The 14,807-nt window shown below is 48.3% G+C and carries 13 protein-coding genes; 12 read left to right on the top strand and 1 reads right to left on the bottom strand.

What is annotated here, in order from left to right; all coding sequences use genetic code 11:
• Positions 1-11 precede the first annotated feature (11 nt).
• Positions 12-1,223, bottom strand: a complete 1,212-nt coding sequence (locus L696_RS0123570; protein WP_025685840.1) for an O-antigen ligase family protein — start codon at positions 1,221-1,223, stop codon at positions 12-14.
• Positions 1,224-1,391: 168 nt separating this feature from the next.
• On the opposite strand from L696_RS0123570, the gene L696_RS0123565 reads away from it, so the two are divergent.
• The 12 genes from L696_RS0123565 (at position 1,392) to L696_RS0123510 (ending at position 14,713) form a co-directional block, all read left to right on the top strand.
• Positions 1,392-3,050, top strand: a complete 1,659-nt coding sequence (locus L696_RS0123565; protein ID WP_025685839.1) for a glycosyl hydrolase family 28-related protein — start codon at positions 1,392-1,394, stop codon at positions 3,048-3,050.
• Between the two features lie 213 nt (positions 3,051-3,263).
• Positions 3,264-4,457: a D-alanyl-D-alanine carboxypeptidase family protein gene (locus L696_RS0123560; RefSeq protein WP_025685838.1), complete on the top strand. Its 1,194-nt coding sequence runs from the start codon at positions 3,264-3,266 to the stop codon at positions 4,455-4,457.
• Between the two features lie 96 nt (positions 4,458-4,553).
• Positions 4,554-4,907 (top strand): anti-sigma F factor antagonist, encoded by a 354-nt coding sequence (gene spoIIAA, locus L696_RS0123555; RefSeq protein WP_014282157.1) that lies wholly within the window; start codon positions 4,554-4,556, stop codon positions 4,905-4,907.
• On the top strand, positions 4,904-5,359 hold the full coding sequence (gene spoIIAB, locus L696_RS0123550; protein ID WP_025685837.1) for an anti-sigma F factor: 456 nt from the start codon (positions 4,904-4,906) through the stop codon (positions 5,357-5,359). Before spoIIAA ends, spoIIAB begins: the two co-directional genes overlap by 4 nt.
• An 11-nt stretch (positions 5,360-5,370) precedes the next feature.
• Complete coding sequence (gene sigF / locus L696_RS0123545) at positions 5,371-6,126, top strand: RNA polymerase sporulation sigma factor SigF (RefSeq protein WP_014282155.1); 756 nt, start codon at positions 5,371-5,373, stop codon at positions 6,124-6,126.
• A 174-nt stretch (positions 6,127-6,300) separates the two neighbouring features.
• Entirely contained in the window at positions 6,301-6,954 is a 654-nt protein-coding gene (locus tag L696_RS0123540; RefSeq protein ID WP_025685836.1) for a stage V sporulation protein AA, read from the top strand.
• A complete protein-coding gene (locus tag L696_RS0123535) occupies positions 6,954-7,376 on the top strand; it encodes a stage V sporulation protein AB (protein ID WP_025685835.1) in 423 nt (140 codons plus the stop codon). The genes L696_RS0123540 and L696_RS0123535 overlap by 1 nt, the downstream gene beginning before the upstream one ends.
• Positions 7,377-7,402: 26 nt before the next feature.
• Positions 7,403-9,088, top strand: a complete 1,686-nt coding sequence (locus L696_RS0123530; RefSeq protein WP_025685834.1) for a spore germination protein — start codon at positions 7,403-7,405, stop codon at positions 9,086-9,088.
• Between the two features lie 110 nt (positions 9,089-9,198).
• Positions 9,199-10,566 carry a diaminopimelate decarboxylase gene (gene lysA, locus L696_RS0123525; RefSeq protein WP_025685833.1) on the top strand — a complete coding sequence of 456 codons (1,368 nt, stop codon included), beginning with the start codon at positions 9,199-9,201 and terminating at the stop codon, positions 10,564-10,566.
• A 163-nt stretch (positions 10,567-10,729) separates the two neighbouring features.
• Positions 10,730-11,164, top strand: coding sequence for a peptidylprolyl isomerase (locus L696_RS0123520; protein ID WP_014282150.1), 435 nt, complete (start codon positions 10,730-10,732; stop codon positions 11,162-11,164).
• Positions 11,165-11,411: 247 nt separating this feature from the next.
• The gene (locus tag L696_RS0123515) at positions 11,412-12,425 is read left to right on the top strand and encodes a 2-oxoacid:acceptor oxidoreductase family protein (RefSeq protein WP_025685832.1); all 1,014 of its coding nucleotides are present in this window, start codon (positions 11,412-11,414) and stop codon (positions 12,423-12,425) included.
• Entirely contained in the window at positions 12,425-14,713 is a 2,289-nt protein-coding gene (locus tag L696_RS0123510; protein ID WP_025685831.1) for a thiamine pyrophosphate-dependent enzyme, read from the top strand. Before L696_RS0123515 ends, L696_RS0123510 begins: the two co-directional genes overlap by 1 nt.
• Positions 14,714-14,807: the final 94 nt, after the last annotated feature.

Here is a 14,807-nt window from a genome sequence, read left to right as displayed (position 1 = left end):
TTTGGTAGCCCCTAATGTTGCGGGGGTGTGCTGCATACTGTCGTGTTCGCCTTTTCTGCTATTAATAGTCTATGCCGTTCCTGTACCTTAATCACAATAACGATGAATATGATCCAGTAGATGGCCAGAGAATTTAGGAAGCGGCTGTCTGTAATGTTGTTTAACACGATGAATAAGAAGAATACGGCTGCTGTCAGCCATGTATACATATCGGTTTTACCGATTCTGAATTTAAATAAAGTGGCTATGACGAGTGTAATGGTTGCCAACAGTCCCGTAAGGCCGATATCGATCCACAGATCCCGAAATCCGCTGTGGCTGCTTGTCAGATCAAATCGGATTCCATTGGCATAGATGCTAGGCCGGTTTGCCCAGAAGGAACCGTAGCCATGACCAAACCAGTAGTGACTTTCAATGGCGCCTGCAATTCCCTGCCAGATTTCTGTTCTTCCAGTCAAGGTTGTTGTCTTGCCAAATTCCGATGCAATCGCATCCCCGTAACTTAAAGCGAACACGAGACTCAAAAGCACAAGCAGGCAGGAACTGCTAATGAAGAAACCACGCAGCGCAACGCTTCGGATTCTTTTGAATAGCAGTATAAAAAGGATGAACATGAACAGGGAAGAAGTCAGCAACAACGAAGTAGTGGATTGGCATTTGATGAGCAGTAAGGCATTCAGCAAAATAAAGCCAACATGCAAAGTTTTGCGTGTTCCCCTGAAAAAATAAATGACATGTGAAACAAAACATAGCAGAGAGAGCGTTCCCAGTGTGTTTTTATGACCGGAAATGCCTTTCCACAGCCCTGTATGTTCGACGCCCCCATGAATGGCAAAAGAGGGAACGAGCAATACCGCCAGTAGATTGAGTATGCTCAAAATACTTAACGTAATGACCAACAGGCGGATGCAGCCTTGCGTCGTATAATGGGTAACCAGATAAAGCCCAAAGGTGGAAAAAGCAACGAATTTAAGCACCATCAGCATGGATGAGGTCTGTTCCTGTTCAGCCCATAAACAGGAGGCAGTTATGTATATCATGAGTAAGGTCAGCAACGGATTATCAGCCAAGGTTGCAATTAGCGGCTTTAGCGAGGGCAGCAGCATCAGATAGCTAAACAGCAGGATGAGCAGAGAAATTGCGATCACTCTCGGAGACAAGCCCTGACAGGCATAAGGAATTGAAAAAGCCAGTAAACCGGTCACTGTAAGGACAGTCTTCACACATTCACCACCTAGATACGATATGTATCTATTTTATACAAAACGTATCATTTTGTACAATAATAAAAATGTATTCGCATATACTCAATCCATATTCAGAGAATAGAATGTTTCAGCCCTGTCTGAAAGAAGATATTTTCGTTGTTTTCAAAAAGTGGAGGTGTTGGGGTGGCGGATCAGTATACAGATCATTTGAAATTGAACTTGAGTAGCTTGGGTGGTGTAAGCTTGAACCAACGGCAACTGGAAGAAAATTTTAAAAAGATTGATAAAGAATTCAATCAACGTAGTGTGAATGTCAGTTGGTTTGGAGCCGCAGGTGACGGTGTTCAGGACGACACGGCCGCTTTGCAGCAAATGATCGATAGCACGCCTGACTACTCCATGCTTCGCATTCCTGGTGGTCGCTATAAAATAACGTCTACCTTGCATATCCGCAAACAGGGTATCCGCTTTTTTGGTACGCATAAGGGCAGATATCGACAGGGTAAGGGGGTTACTTCCATTGAATACTATGGCACGGGTCCATGTTTTCAAATTGGGGATGAGAGCCTCCCTACATTCAGTGGCTTTCAAAATGTACAATTCCACGATTTGTCGATCCGATACGAGGGTGCCGTAAGAACCGCATTAAATAATCCGTTTTCCCAGGCGGCGAAGCGTGGCTATTATGGCAAAGGTACTTCGGGGATTCAGGACTGGAAGGGCGGGGGAGTTGTACTGGATAATGTCTTGATCGAGCATTTCGAGACTGGTTTTTGGGGTTATGAAAGTGATGTGGATTTTTTGGTGAACGCGGAAATTAACTATAATAAAAGAGGAATTCATCTGGAAAACAGAAGCTCGCAGTTTACGAGTCTTGGGCTATTAACCATGGGCAATGATACAGCGCTCGATCTGAATAGCTCCAACGGGGCCAGATTTTTGGCCAGCCAGCACATAAAGGACGGAAGCTCAAGTGATATTCCTATTCGAATTGATGATTTTATGAATGCCGAATTTATAGGCTGCTGGTTTGAGGGGCTAAGCTTAGAACATAGGGTGACGGTTCCGTCTTTTATTCAAATTGGTGCCACGAAGGAGACGAAGAATGTTGCTCTTCGCGACTCCATTTTGGCCATCGCGGACAAATGGACGGACAAATACGATAATCACCTGTCTGTGTGCAATAATTTTGTTGATGTGGTTATTGGTAAAAAAATTTTACTGGATGAGGTGGGCGGGTATCCACGTAATTTGAGGCATCTGGTATCCTTTTCCGGCAGTTCATCCACACAGCAAGTGATGCTTCGCTCCCATTTGGATTTCAGCTACAGTGATAATCTCTATTATGAGAACAACGGGACAGGGCAGGCATTACTGCTGGGAGAGAAATATTCCGATGAGGGAATTGAACAACTGGAAGCAACCTTTTTCAAAGCATATATAGATACAAGACAAAACATTTCTGCGGGCAATTGGCAGAAGGTGAACTTCAATCAGATTACAAATGATGAGGTGACGGAATTTGATGTGAATAATAGACATTGGCGAGCCAAACGATCTGGAAAATATAGAATACAAGTCTACGTTTCGACCGATCCTCAAGTGGATGGTAATCGCACAAGACTGGCTCTCCATGTGAATGATGAACAAGCCACTGGAGGCTCGGCTTATGCTTATCTTGACGATCGGGTGATAGGCGGGCTGAATTCCGGCGCTTTGAGCGGAACGATTGAACTGAAGCTGAAAGCCGGGTCTTTTATTGATATACGAGTATTCAGCCAAAACAAAACGGATATTCTGCCGGGCGGAGGTATTACGTATCTTATCATCAGCCGAATTTAAATCGTTTTAACAAAGCATTGCATATCCCTTCCTTTATTTCATATTTGAAAATCTGCACCAGGCTGACTCAGCTTGGTGCTATTTGACGTTTTTAAACGTATGGAATATTTTTCTTCCATTCTGACGACAATGGTTAGCAGCACGCGAATAGGCTGGAGGACTACATAACGGGCTCCGGTGCTTTACGCCAATATGTTGAGGAGGGAACCGATTGTGAAGAAAAAAGTGGTAGCGTTCATCCTGGCTTGTCTGGTGGCCTTGACTGCTGTCCCCGTCGGCGGTTGGGCCGAGGAAAGCAAACCTGAAAGCAAGCCCAAGGAGGGTTCTGCGGCTGAGCTTGCTCCCGAGGCTCTCTCGGCGATCCTAATGGATGCGGATACGGGTACTGTTATCTATGAAAAAAATAGCCGTGAAAAGCTTCCTCCGGCGAGTATTACTAAAATTATGACCATGCTGCTGACAATGGAGGCTATTCAAGATGGCAAACTCAAGCTGACCGACAAAGTACGGGCCAGCGAATATGCGGCTTCGATGGGCGGATCGCAAATTTTTCTGGAGCCGGGAGAAGAAATGACGGTCGATGAGATGCTTAAAGGAGTCGCGATGGCTTCCGGCAACGATGCTTCTGTGGCGATGGCTGAGAAAATTGCCGGCTCTGAGCAGGCCTTTGTCGAATTGATGAATGCCAAGGCGCAGCAGCTTGGTTTAAAGGATACCCATTTTGCCAATTGCAACGGTTTGCCGGTAAAAAATCACTATTCTTCTGCGCATGATATTGCGGTCATGAGCCGTGAACTGTTGAAATATCCCCAAATTACGAAATATACAGGAGCGTATCAGGACTATTTACGCAAATCCTCGGCCAAGCCGTTTTGGCTGGTGAATACGAATAAGCTGGTTCGCTTTTATACTGGAGCGGACGGGCTGAAAACAGGCTACACAGGGGAAGCGAAATTTTGCCTTTCCGCTACGGCCAAGCGTGATGGTATGCGTGTAGTCGCTGTCGTACTTGGCGAACCGAATACCAAAACACGTAACAATGAAGTATCCTCCATGTTCGATTATGCATTTTCCCAATACACGATGAAATCAGTGTACAAGCCGGGTGACCTGCTGGGAAGCGTAAAAGTCGAGAAGGGTGTACTGCCGGAGCTGAAAATTCAGGCAGATCGTTCCTACAGTGTGCTGGTGAAAAAGGGTGGAACGAAGGATACGCTGCGCCATGAGCTGCAACTCGCTCCAAGTCTGAAAGCTCCTGTCCGTGCAGGTGATCCGGTTGGCAAGCTGGTTGTCTATCAGGATGGTAAACGGCTCAAGGAGTTTAATATAACCTCACCCGTGGCGGTGGAGAAGGCTGGATGGTGGAAATTGTTTAAACGCACCATGTCGAACCTGTTTTCTTTGTAGATTTTAAGGGGTTTTCTTCTAGTTTTGTCGGAGGGCAGGAATCGTCTGCGGCTGCGTAGAAATCCTTGTCCAAGACCGGGAGGAGAGTGAGTAAGCATGAACCTGCAAATTGAAATGGAGCATCATCGGGGAGTGTTGATTGTAAGACTGTCCGGTGAGCTTGATCACCATACGTCGGACATGGTCCGTATGCAAATGGATGAGGCGATTCAGCGCCGTCAATGCGAGCATATCGTGCTCAGCCTGAAAAATCTCCAGTTTATGGACAGCTCCGGCCTTGGCGTTATCTTGGGACGTTACAAGCTGATTAAACAAAAGGGTGGCAAGATGGCTGTCTGTGATGTCAATCCGCCGGTACACCGACTGCTGGATATGTCAGGCTTGTTTAAAATCATGCCTGTATATGAAAACGAGGGAAATGCGCTCACGGAATTGGAGGTGGTGTCATGAGGGAAAGTACGGGAAACAATTTCATGAGCTTGCAATTTGCCGCCAAATCCGAGAATGAAGCGTTTGCCCGCGTCGCTGTCGCTGCCTTTATTTCCCGGCTTGATCCGACGATGGACGAGCTGAGCGATCTGAAAACCGTGGTGTCCGAGGCGGTAACGAACAGTATTATTCACGGCTATGACAGCGATCCGTCCGGAGTCGTGACCATCAAGGTCGGGATTGAAATGGACGTGGTTACACTGGTGATTGAAGATGCAGGAAGAGGGATCGAGGATCTGGAGCTGGCGAAGCAGCCACTGTATACCTCCAAGCCTGAACTGGAACGCTCGGGCATGGGTTTTACCATTATGGAAAATTTCATGGATGAGTTTGAAGCACTCAGTGAGCCGGGCGGAGGCACGTCGGTCCGGATGAAGAAAAGGATTGAATCCAAGAAAGCTTTATATAATTAGGGGTTGATCCTATGGAAGCAGGAGGAAAAAAAACTTCGAACAGCTATTTGGAGGATGCAGAAGTCAAACGGCTCATTGCACTGAGTCAATCCGGTGATAATGATGCCCGTGAGACGCTGGTCAATAGTAATATCCGGCTCGTATGGTCTGTCGTGCAGCGCTTTATGAACCGGGGATATGAACCTGACGATCTTTTTCAGATCGGCTGCATCGGTTTGTTAAAATCGGTGGACAAATTCGATCTAAGCTATGAAGTCAAATTTTCAACGTATGCGGTCCCGATGATTATTGGGGAAATTCAACGTTTTCTGCGCGATGACGGCACGCTTAAGGTAAGCCGCTCCCTCAAGGAGACGGCCAATAAAGTCCGCAAAATGAAGGACGAGCTGTCCAAACGGCTAAACCGTTTACCTACGATCAAGGAAGTCGCAGATGAACTGGGAGTTACACCAGAGGATGTTGTTTTTGCTCAGGAGGCTAACAAGCCGCCAACCTCGATTCACGAAACGGTGTTCGAAAATGACGGCGACCCGATTACGCTCATGGATCAGATTGCAGATGAATCGCAGGAGCGATGGTTTGACAAGCTGGCGCTGAATGAGGCTATCGGCGGGCTGACTGAGCGGGAACGGCTCATTGTATATCTGCGTTATTATCGCGATCAGACCCAATCAGAGGTCGCAAGCCGGCTTGGTATTTCCCAGGTGCAGGTATCGCGGCTGGAAAAAAAGATTTTGCAGTCGATTCGCGATCAGATTGCTCAATAATATCGGTGAGGATTTTTGCTAAATCCTCATGCTGCGTAATTCAAAAGGGTATTCCCAAGCCATGTTAATGGTCAGGGGTACCCTTTTTGCGTGGAGAAACAGAAAGTGCACGGAATATGTTTCTCGGCTTCGCCTCATACTAACCAGTAATTACGAGGATAAGGAGGGGATCGGATGACTCATAATCCGGCTCCTACAGTGGCTCCCATAGTCTATTTACGTCTCCGCAGTCGTGTACGCATGTTACAGGGGCATGACTTGCATTTGGGGGATGTAGCCCATCTGCTGACAGATCCCGAATGGGAAAACGAGCTGCTGGAGCTAGTTCTCAAGCGGCCACAGCAGCAGGACGGCAATCTGATACTGGTGGACATGCTGCAAATCATTTCGAAAATTAGAGAACGCATTCCAGATGTCGTCGTGGAATCTCTCGGCAAGCCGCATGTGCTTGTGGAAATCGTGGAAAAGCCGCGTAAGCCGTCCAAAATATTGTTTGTTCTGGTATGGGTGCTTCTGTTCTTTGGCTCTGCGCTCACGATTATGAATTTCCACGCTGACGTCAGCATGATGGAGGTGCAGGTGCGGATTGTTGAGATGATCACTGGACACAAGGATGAGCATCCATATCTGTTCCAGATTGCGTATTCGATCGGTATCGGCTTCGGCATGATTGTATTCTTTAATCATTTATTCAAAAAAAAATGGAACGAGGAGCCGACGCCGCTGGAAGTGGAAATGTATCTGTATCAGGAAAATGTGGATCAGTACGTTGTGGCGGAGGAATATGAAAAGATGGCCCGCATGCATACGAAGGATAAGCGCCGATGATGATGTATGTACAGGGTGCACTTCAGATCATTTTAGGCATCGCCGGAGGCGTTGCGGTGGGTGGTGGCGTGATCGCACTTTTTATTGTGCTGGATATGATTCCCCGGCTTGCACAGCTTACCCGCACCTATAACAAATCACGAGCATACGAAAAATCTATGATTTTGGGTTCAGTGGTCGGAACGGTGTCCGATTTTTGGAATATATGCTTACCGTTGCCGGGCGTACTTACGTGGATTCCGGGGTTGTTTTGCGGAGTGTTTATCGGTTTACTCGCCGCAGCACTGACGGAGGTACTGAATCTCTTGCCTATACTCGCCAAGCGGCTCCATATGACCGTGTATATGTTTGGCTTGCTGATGGCGATGGTGCTGGGTAAGGTGACGGGTTCGTTTTTTGACTGGTTCGTATACAACCGATAACGAGGAAAGTGAAGGGGGCAAGAGATATGGAGCATAGACCGGATCAAGAACATCAGGAGGACGGAGCCATCGGGAATGAAGGTTATACTGCTGGCAAGGAAGAAATGAGCCCGTGGAGAAAAAGGCTGGCACAGGAGTCAGAACGTTTTAAGCATAAAAAAGAGAGTGAGCGTTCTGATAACGTAGAGGAATCCGTCCGCTATTGGCAGGGTAAGGATGATATATCGCCAAGGATGAAGGATAATCGGGAAACGCTTAAAGCAGTAATCGGTCTGGGAGAGACCTTTGACGTCGTATTCAGGGAGATGACACTAGGTGGGCGTCATATCGGCTATCTGTTTCTGAATACCTTTGCCAAGGACCAAGTCATGGTTGAAGTGCTGAAGCGGCTCACCTATCTAACACCGGATGATCTGTCTACAGACGGACTGCAATCGTATTTTGAAAATTATATTCCGCATATTCAGGTGGAAAAGAGCGAAAAAATGTCGGTTGTCATCAACAAGGTGCTGACAGGCTATAGCGCCTTCTTTATGGAAGGTGAGCGCTTTTCGGTCATTTTGGATACCCGTAATTACCCGGTACGCAATCCCGAGGAGCCGTCACTGGAGCGCGTCGTACGCGGTGCCCGTGACGGCTTTACAGAGACGATGCTGACAAATGTGGGTCTGGTTCGCCGCCGCTTGCGGGACCCTGGGCTTAAATTTGAGGCGATGCAGGTTGGTCGCCGCACCCGGACCGACGTATGCTTGGGCTATATTGATGATATCGTGGATAAAGTGATGGTGGACACGGTACGCGATAAAATTAAAAACGTTAATCTGGACGGCATCCCGCTGGCGGATAAGCAATTAGAGGAGACGATTATTAATAAAGGCTGGAATCCATATCCATTAGTGCGATATTCGGAGCGACCAGATGTTGTGGCTTCGCATATTATGGAAGGGCGACTCGTTATTTTCGTTGATACCTCACCCAGTGTGATGATTTTGCCTACCACCTTTTTTGACCTTTGTCAGCATGCAGAAGAGAATCGGCAAACGGCTTTTATGGGGAGCTATTTGCGCTGGGTTCGCTTTATAGGGATTTTTGCTTCCATGTTTTTGCTTCCAATGTGGCTGCTTATGGTCATCAATCCTGAGCTAAAACCGGCGTTTCTCGATTTTATTGGTCCTCAAAAGGAAGCCCATCTCTCGCTGATTACCCAGTTTATCATTGTGGAGCTGGGGGTCGATCTCATGCGCATGGCGGCTGTCCATACACCGACACCACTGGCTTCCGCGATGGGCTTGATCGCCGCCATTTTGGTCGGGGATATTGCGGTTAAAACGGGACTTTTCGTCAACGAAGTTGTGCTGTATATGGCTGTGGCTGCTATCGGGATGTTCGCAACGCCGAGCTATGAATTGGGATTGGCAAATCGGCTAATCCGGCTGGTTTTGCTGATCTCTGTGGCTATTTTCCACGTTCCTGGCTTTGTTGTAGGCACGACACTGATCATTTTAATGCTGACGCTGCACCGGTCATACAATTCTTCCTACCTGTGGCCGTTCATTCCTTTTAATGCCAAGGCGATGGCTTCCATCTTGTTCCGTATGCCTGTACTGAATGCACCTAACCGTCCGTCATCCAACAAAACGCGGGACAATACACGCATGCCGGGTACGGATGCAAGCACGGATTCGAACTCTGGCAACGGGCAGGAACATTAATATAAATGATCTGCATAAAAATCCATTCTTGTTGATGCTTTTTTTGATATACTGGTGTTAACATTCGATGGAATATGACTTGCTTGTTCCAGAAAGAGAGGCGCCAGAACATGTATTTGCATGGAAGCAGTAAAATTAACAGCACTGGACATTTGGAGATTGGCGGCTGCGATACGATCCTTCTGAAGGAGCGTTTTGGAACACCGCTATATATTGTAGATGAACAGTTAGTACGCCAGCGTTGTCGGGAATTTATAGAAGCTTTTCATGAAACCGGGTTGAAGTTTCAAGTCGCTTATGCAAGCAAAGCATTTTGCGTAATGGCGATGTGTGCTTTGGCTGCAGAAGAAGGAATGTCGCTCGACGTCGTTTCCAGTGGAGAGCTGTTCACCGCGCTGCAAGCTGGATTTCCGGCAGAGCGAATCCATTTTCACGGCAACAACAAAACACTGGAAGAAATTGAAATGGCGTTAGATGCGAAAATTGGTTGCTTCGTGGTCGACAGCGAGATGGAACTGCATTTGCTTCAGGCCCTTGCCTCCGAGCGGAAACAGCAGGTAAATATTTTATTGCGGGTTACACCGGGGGTTGAAGCGCATACGCACGAATATATGGCCACAGGCCAAGAGGATTCAAAGTTCGGTTTTGACATTGCGAACGGTACAGCACGCCATGTGGTGGAGCAAGCTATCAGACTAGATCATCTGAACCTGCTGGGGGTACATTCCCATATCGGATCGCAAATTTTTGAAGTTAACGGCTTCCAAATGGCTGCCGAACGGGTTGCCGCTTTTTCCAGGGAAATCAAGGAACAGCTTCAGTTTTCTTTCAAGGTTATTAATCTGGGTGGGGGATTTGGCATTCGTTACACAGAAGAGGACACGCCACTGAAAATTTCCACCTATGTACAGGCTATCGGTGAAGCCGTAAAAACTCATTTTTCCGGGCTTTATGATGAGCTTCCAGAAGTCTGGATTGAGCCGGGACGCAGTATTGTGGGCGATTCAGGCACAACCTTGTATACAGTAGGCAGCGTCAAGGATATCCCACAGGTGCGCAAGTATGTCTCGGTGGACGGCGGAATGACGGATAATCCGCGTCCAGCGCTATATCAGGCGAAGTATGAAGCCATGCTGGCTAACCGGGCGTATGATGCAAACGAGGAGACGGTATCCATTGCGGGCAAATGCTGTGAAAGCGGCGATATGCTTATTTGGGATGTGGAGCTGCCGCGTCCGACCAGCGGGGATTTGCTCGCTGTTGCTTCAACCGGAGCCTACAATTATTCCATGGCGAGTAATTATAACCGGTTACGTCGACCAGCGGTTGTATTTGTAAACAATGGTGAGGCTGAGCTGGTGGTGCGCCGGGAAAGCTATGAGGATATCGTTCGGAATGATGTCGTGCCACAGCGCCTGGTCCGTGACCAAGCTGGTTCATCGGTTCATCCCAACGCCAAGATTACGGTTTCTTCCTGATTTTTGATACGCGTGACGAAGTAGACCATTTAGCCGGAAGTGATATACTGGGGATAATGGTCTCTTTTTTTTGGACAAGGCTTTGCTAAGCGCGGCAATTCATAGTAAACTGGAACTTGATGCTATTTAGCTTTCAAAACAGGTTGAAAAGGAGCTACAAACAATGAAAAAAGGTAGAATAGATCTTGAAAACGGCGGTATCGTCGAAATTGATTTTTTTCCAGAAGAAGCGCCAAACACGGTTGCTAACTTCGAAAAGCTGGCAAACAGCGGTTATTACAACGGTTTGAGCTTTCACCGTGTAATTCCAGGCTTTGTTGCCCAAGGTGGTTGTCCTAATGGAACAGGCACAGGCGGCCCTGGCTACACGATCGACTGCGAAACAGCTACGAACACAACGAAGCATGCCAAAGGCGTTCTGTCCATGGCGCATGCAGGCCGTAACACAGGCGGAAGCCAATTCTTCATCTGCTACGCTCCACAGCCGCATTTGGATGGAGTACATACTGTATTTGGTCAAGTGACCAAAGGTATGGAATTCATTGATGCTGTAAAACAAGGCGACAAAATGAAAGAGGTCAAAGTATTTGACGCGTAATATACCGTTAAATGCATGATCTTTTTCTATAACGTTAGACCTAAGCCGTTCTGTCCTTGGACAGGGCGGCTTTTTGTTGTCTTTTGTTTGACAGTTTGCTGATTTTCGCATTCACGCAGGTCTTAAAGTGAAGAAGATCACATTCGAAAAGTAAGTGTTGTGATAGCCTTTTCATAAGAATGCATTTTCCTGTTTTATATGAGTATTCAAGCTTAGTAAGGGTTGCAAAAGAAGGGGGTTTATCACATTGTCTATTTTAACGAGCACAAATCGACTCGGATTTTTTGAAATCCGGCTGGAGTCCATTGGTGGACTCGGCGCTAATCTGGCTGGTAAAATGCTGGCCGAAACGGGCGTGCTTGGTCTGGGGCTAAATGCTTCAAATTTTTCGTCCTATGGTTCGGAAAAGAAGGGAACCCCGGTCAAAAGCTTTGTCCGTTTTTGTGATCCCGGGGTGGATATCCGCGATCACAGTCCGATCGAGCAACCGCATGTGGTGGGCATTTTTCATGAAACATTGTACAAAACGGTAAATGTCATCAGCGGACTTCCAGCGGACGGGATCGTTGTGGTCAATTCCACGCGTCCAGCAGAGGAAATACGGGCTGATTTGGGACTGGTATCCGGTACGCTGGCGGTGGTGGATGCGATGGGCATCGCCCTGGAGGAGCGGACCAAGCTGAATACGTCCATGCTGGGTGCGCTGTTCCGCGTCTGTGATTTTTTAGATCCGGAGGCGATGAGATCGGTTATTCGCAGTACCTTTGAGAAGAAAAATCCACAGTTGGTGGAGCCTAATTTGCGTACGTTTAACCGTGGTTTTGAAGAAATGGAACTGCACGTATATCCGGTTACTGATGACGCGCAGGATCGGGTTTTTGAACGTCCGCAGCCCTTGCTGGGGTACGAAACGCAGCCATCGGGGGGCGTTATTGCGACTCAGGGGAACAGCATGACGAGAGATGTTAGTGGTTCACGTCAGGGTTATGTGCCTGAATATGAAGCTGATAAATGTACGCATTGTGCCAAGTGTGATTCGATTTGCCCGGATTACTGTTTCGTATGGGAAGAGCAAGCAGACAAACGCGGAAGAATGCAGCCATTTTTGCAAGGGATTGATTACCAGTATTGCAAAGGTTGTCTGAAATGCGTAGATATTTGCCCATCGGGGGCATTAAGCTCGCGCCGTGAGCAATGGGGATGGGCAGAGCAGCATCGGGTTGCCCACCAATTTCCGGCATATGAAGGAGGTAGCGTGTAATGGCGAAACTGGAGGAGGAACTCAAGCAGACAGGCGCCGCGCAGGTAACGACGTTCGAATCCGGCAATGAAATGGCGGCTACAGCGGCTGCGCAGATCAATTATCATATGATGGGATATTTTCCGATCACACCATCGACCGAGGTGGCGCAGTATCTGGATCAAATGAGAACGAGAGGCCAGCATGACATTAAGCTGGTCGCAGCAGACGGTGAGCATGGATCGGCAGGGATATGCTATGGTGCTGCGGCAGCGGGAGCGAGGGTTGTGAACGCAACAAGTTCGCAAGGCTTCCTGTATATGCTGGAGCAGTTGCCTGTGCAGTCCGGCACTCGTTTTCCTATGGTTATGAATCTGGTGACCCGGGCTATCAGTGGCCCGCTGGATATCCGTGGGGATCATTCGGACTTGTACTATGGTTTGAATACGGGCTGGGTGATTTTGACCGCAAGCACGCCGCAGGCTGTGTATGATATGAATATCATGGCGCTGAAAATTGCAGAGCACAGCGATGTTCGGTTGCCTGTGATGGTCGCGTATGACGGTTTTTACACGTCCCATCAGAAGCGTAAAGTGCAATATTTTGCCGATGCCGAAACCGTGCGCAATTTTGTGGGTCCTAACCCGAATCTAAATTATCCGAATATTTCGGATTTCGACCATCCGGTCACGGTGGGTGCGCATATGAACGGCGATGATCTGACGAATAATCATGCTCAGTTATCCAAGGCATTAAAGCTGTCAGAAGGAGTATATGAGCAGGTAGCTGCAGAATATGCCGCACTATCGGGTCGGGAATATCCGATTTTGGATCTCTATCATATGGAGGATGCCGAGGTTGCGGTATTCTTGCTGAATTCGGCAGCTGAATCGGCCAAGGATGTAGCTGACCAGCTCCGCGCGCGCGGCATTAAGGCCGGTGTAATTCGTCCGAATATCATTCGGCCGTTTCCTGCCGAGCAGCTGCGTGAGGCATTGCGCCATGTCAAGGCGCTGCTGGTGGGTGAACGTGCGGATTCGTACGGCGCCGATGGCGGTAATTTGACGCACGAAATCAAGGCGGCCTTGCAGGAGGACCCGCTGAACCGGACGCTCGTATTGTGTCGCATCTTTGGCTTGGGCGGCAAGGATTTTTATGCGGAAGACGCTGAGGCATTCTTCCAGCTTGCTATTGAGACGGCGGAAACCGGGCGGATTGAGCAGCCTTTTGATTATTACGGGCTTAATCCGGGCTCCCCGGACAAGGTCATGCCGCAGGTCATGCAGCCGCCACGGGGCGATGCGTACCGTACGGGTCTCATTCAGGTTACGCCGGATGAGGTGACCGGGAAGCTCAAGGTCAAGGTACCGCCGCTGCGTTCGCTGACGACCAAACCACGCCGTCTTACGCCGGGTCACGGGGCGTGTCCAGGCTGTGGAGCGCTGTCTGCGCTGGAGCTATTTTTCAAAGGCATCGAGGGAGATATCGTCGTGCTGTTCCAGACTGGTTGTGTATACGTGGTGACAACAGGTTATCCGTATACGTCACACAAGCAGCCGATGATTCATAATCTTTTTCAAAATGGGGCTGCTACGCTCTCTGGAGCGCTGGAGGCTTACATGGAGATGAAGCGCCGCAATGAAATTAAGATGGCGGATGATCCGACCTTTATCATGATCAGTGGGGACGGCGGGATGGATATTGGTATGGGTTCTGCAATTGGTGCGGCTCTTCGTAATCATAAGCTGATCATGCTGGAATATGATAACGAGGGGTACATGAATACAGGCTCGCAGCAATCGTACTCGACTCCGGTCGGCCATATGACGAGCACGTCAGGTGTAGGGAGGATGCAAAAAGGCAAGCAGGGCCATCACAAGGATACAGTGCAAATTATGGCTGCCTGCAATATTCCATATGCCTTCACGGCAGCCGAAAGCCATCCGCAGGATATGCTACGCAAAGCGGCCAAAGCACAATGGTATGCAAATAACGTGGGGACCGCCTATGGTAAAATCCTGTGCGCCTGTCCACTGAACTGGAAATCCGAGGATAGGCTGGGTACCAGCATTGTGGGGGCTGCTGTGGAGTCTTGCTTCTTCCCGCTGTACGAGATTGAGCAAGGCAGTACGACGATTACGTACAATCCGGAGGACAAGGGAAAACGGATTCCAGCCGCAGAATGGCTCAAATTAATGGGCAAAACAAAACATCTTCTTAAGGAGGAAGCCACGCTGGCTACCTTTGAGCAGGAGATTGAACGCCGCTGGAATATTCTGAAAAAGAAACATGAAATTTCGGAGCTATAATCCATTTTTTGCATAATACAATTTGAACATTGTTATAAGATGTTGCGGTACCGGTTCGATCAAGATTCTTTGCGCTTGTTGCGCGAAGAATCTT

It is taken from the genome of Paenibacillus maysiensis, assembly GCF_000520815.1.
GTDB classification, from domain to species: Bacteria; Bacillota; Bacilli; order Paenibacillales; family Paenibacillaceae; genus Paenibacillus; species Paenibacillus maysiensis.
This window is presented reverse-complemented; position numbering and strand designations above follow the sequence as displayed.

Excerpts from the sequence above, each read along its gene's own strand:
- L696_RS0123540 (WP_025685836.1), top strand. The coding sequence starts at position 6,301 with ATGACTCATAATCCGGCTCCTACAGTGGCTCCCATAGTCTATTTACGT.
- L696_RS0123520 (WP_014282150.1), top strand. The coding sequence starts at position 10,730 with ATGAAAAAAGGTAGAATAGATCTTGAAAACGGCGGTATCGTCGAAATT.
- L696_RS0123530 (WP_025685834.1), top strand. The coding sequence starts at position 7,403 with ATGGAGCATAGACCGGATCAAGAACATCAGGAGGACGGAGCCATCGGG.
- spoIIAA (WP_014282157.1), top strand. The coding sequence starts at position 4,554 with ATGAACCTGCAAATTGAAATGGAGCATCATCGGGGAGTGTTGATTGTA.
- L696_RS0123510 (WP_025685831.1), top strand. The coding sequence starts at position 12,425 with ATGGCGAAACTGGAGGAGGAACTCAAGCAGACAGGCGCCGCGCAGGTA.
- sigF (WP_014282155.1), top strand. The coding sequence starts at position 5,371 with ATGGAAGCAGGAGGAAAAAAAACTTCGAACAGCTATTTGGAGGATGCA.
- lysA (WP_025685833.1), top strand. The coding sequence starts at position 9,199 with ATGTATTTGCATGGAAGCAGTAAAATTAACAGCACTGGACATTTGGAG.
- spoIIAB (WP_025685837.1), top strand. The coding sequence starts at position 4,904 with ATGAGGGAAAGTACGGGAAACAATTTCATGAGCTTGCAATTTGCCGCC.
- L696_RS0123535 (WP_025685835.1), top strand. The coding sequence starts at position 6,954 with ATGATGTATGTACAGGGTGCACTTCAGATCATTTTAGGCATCGCCGGA.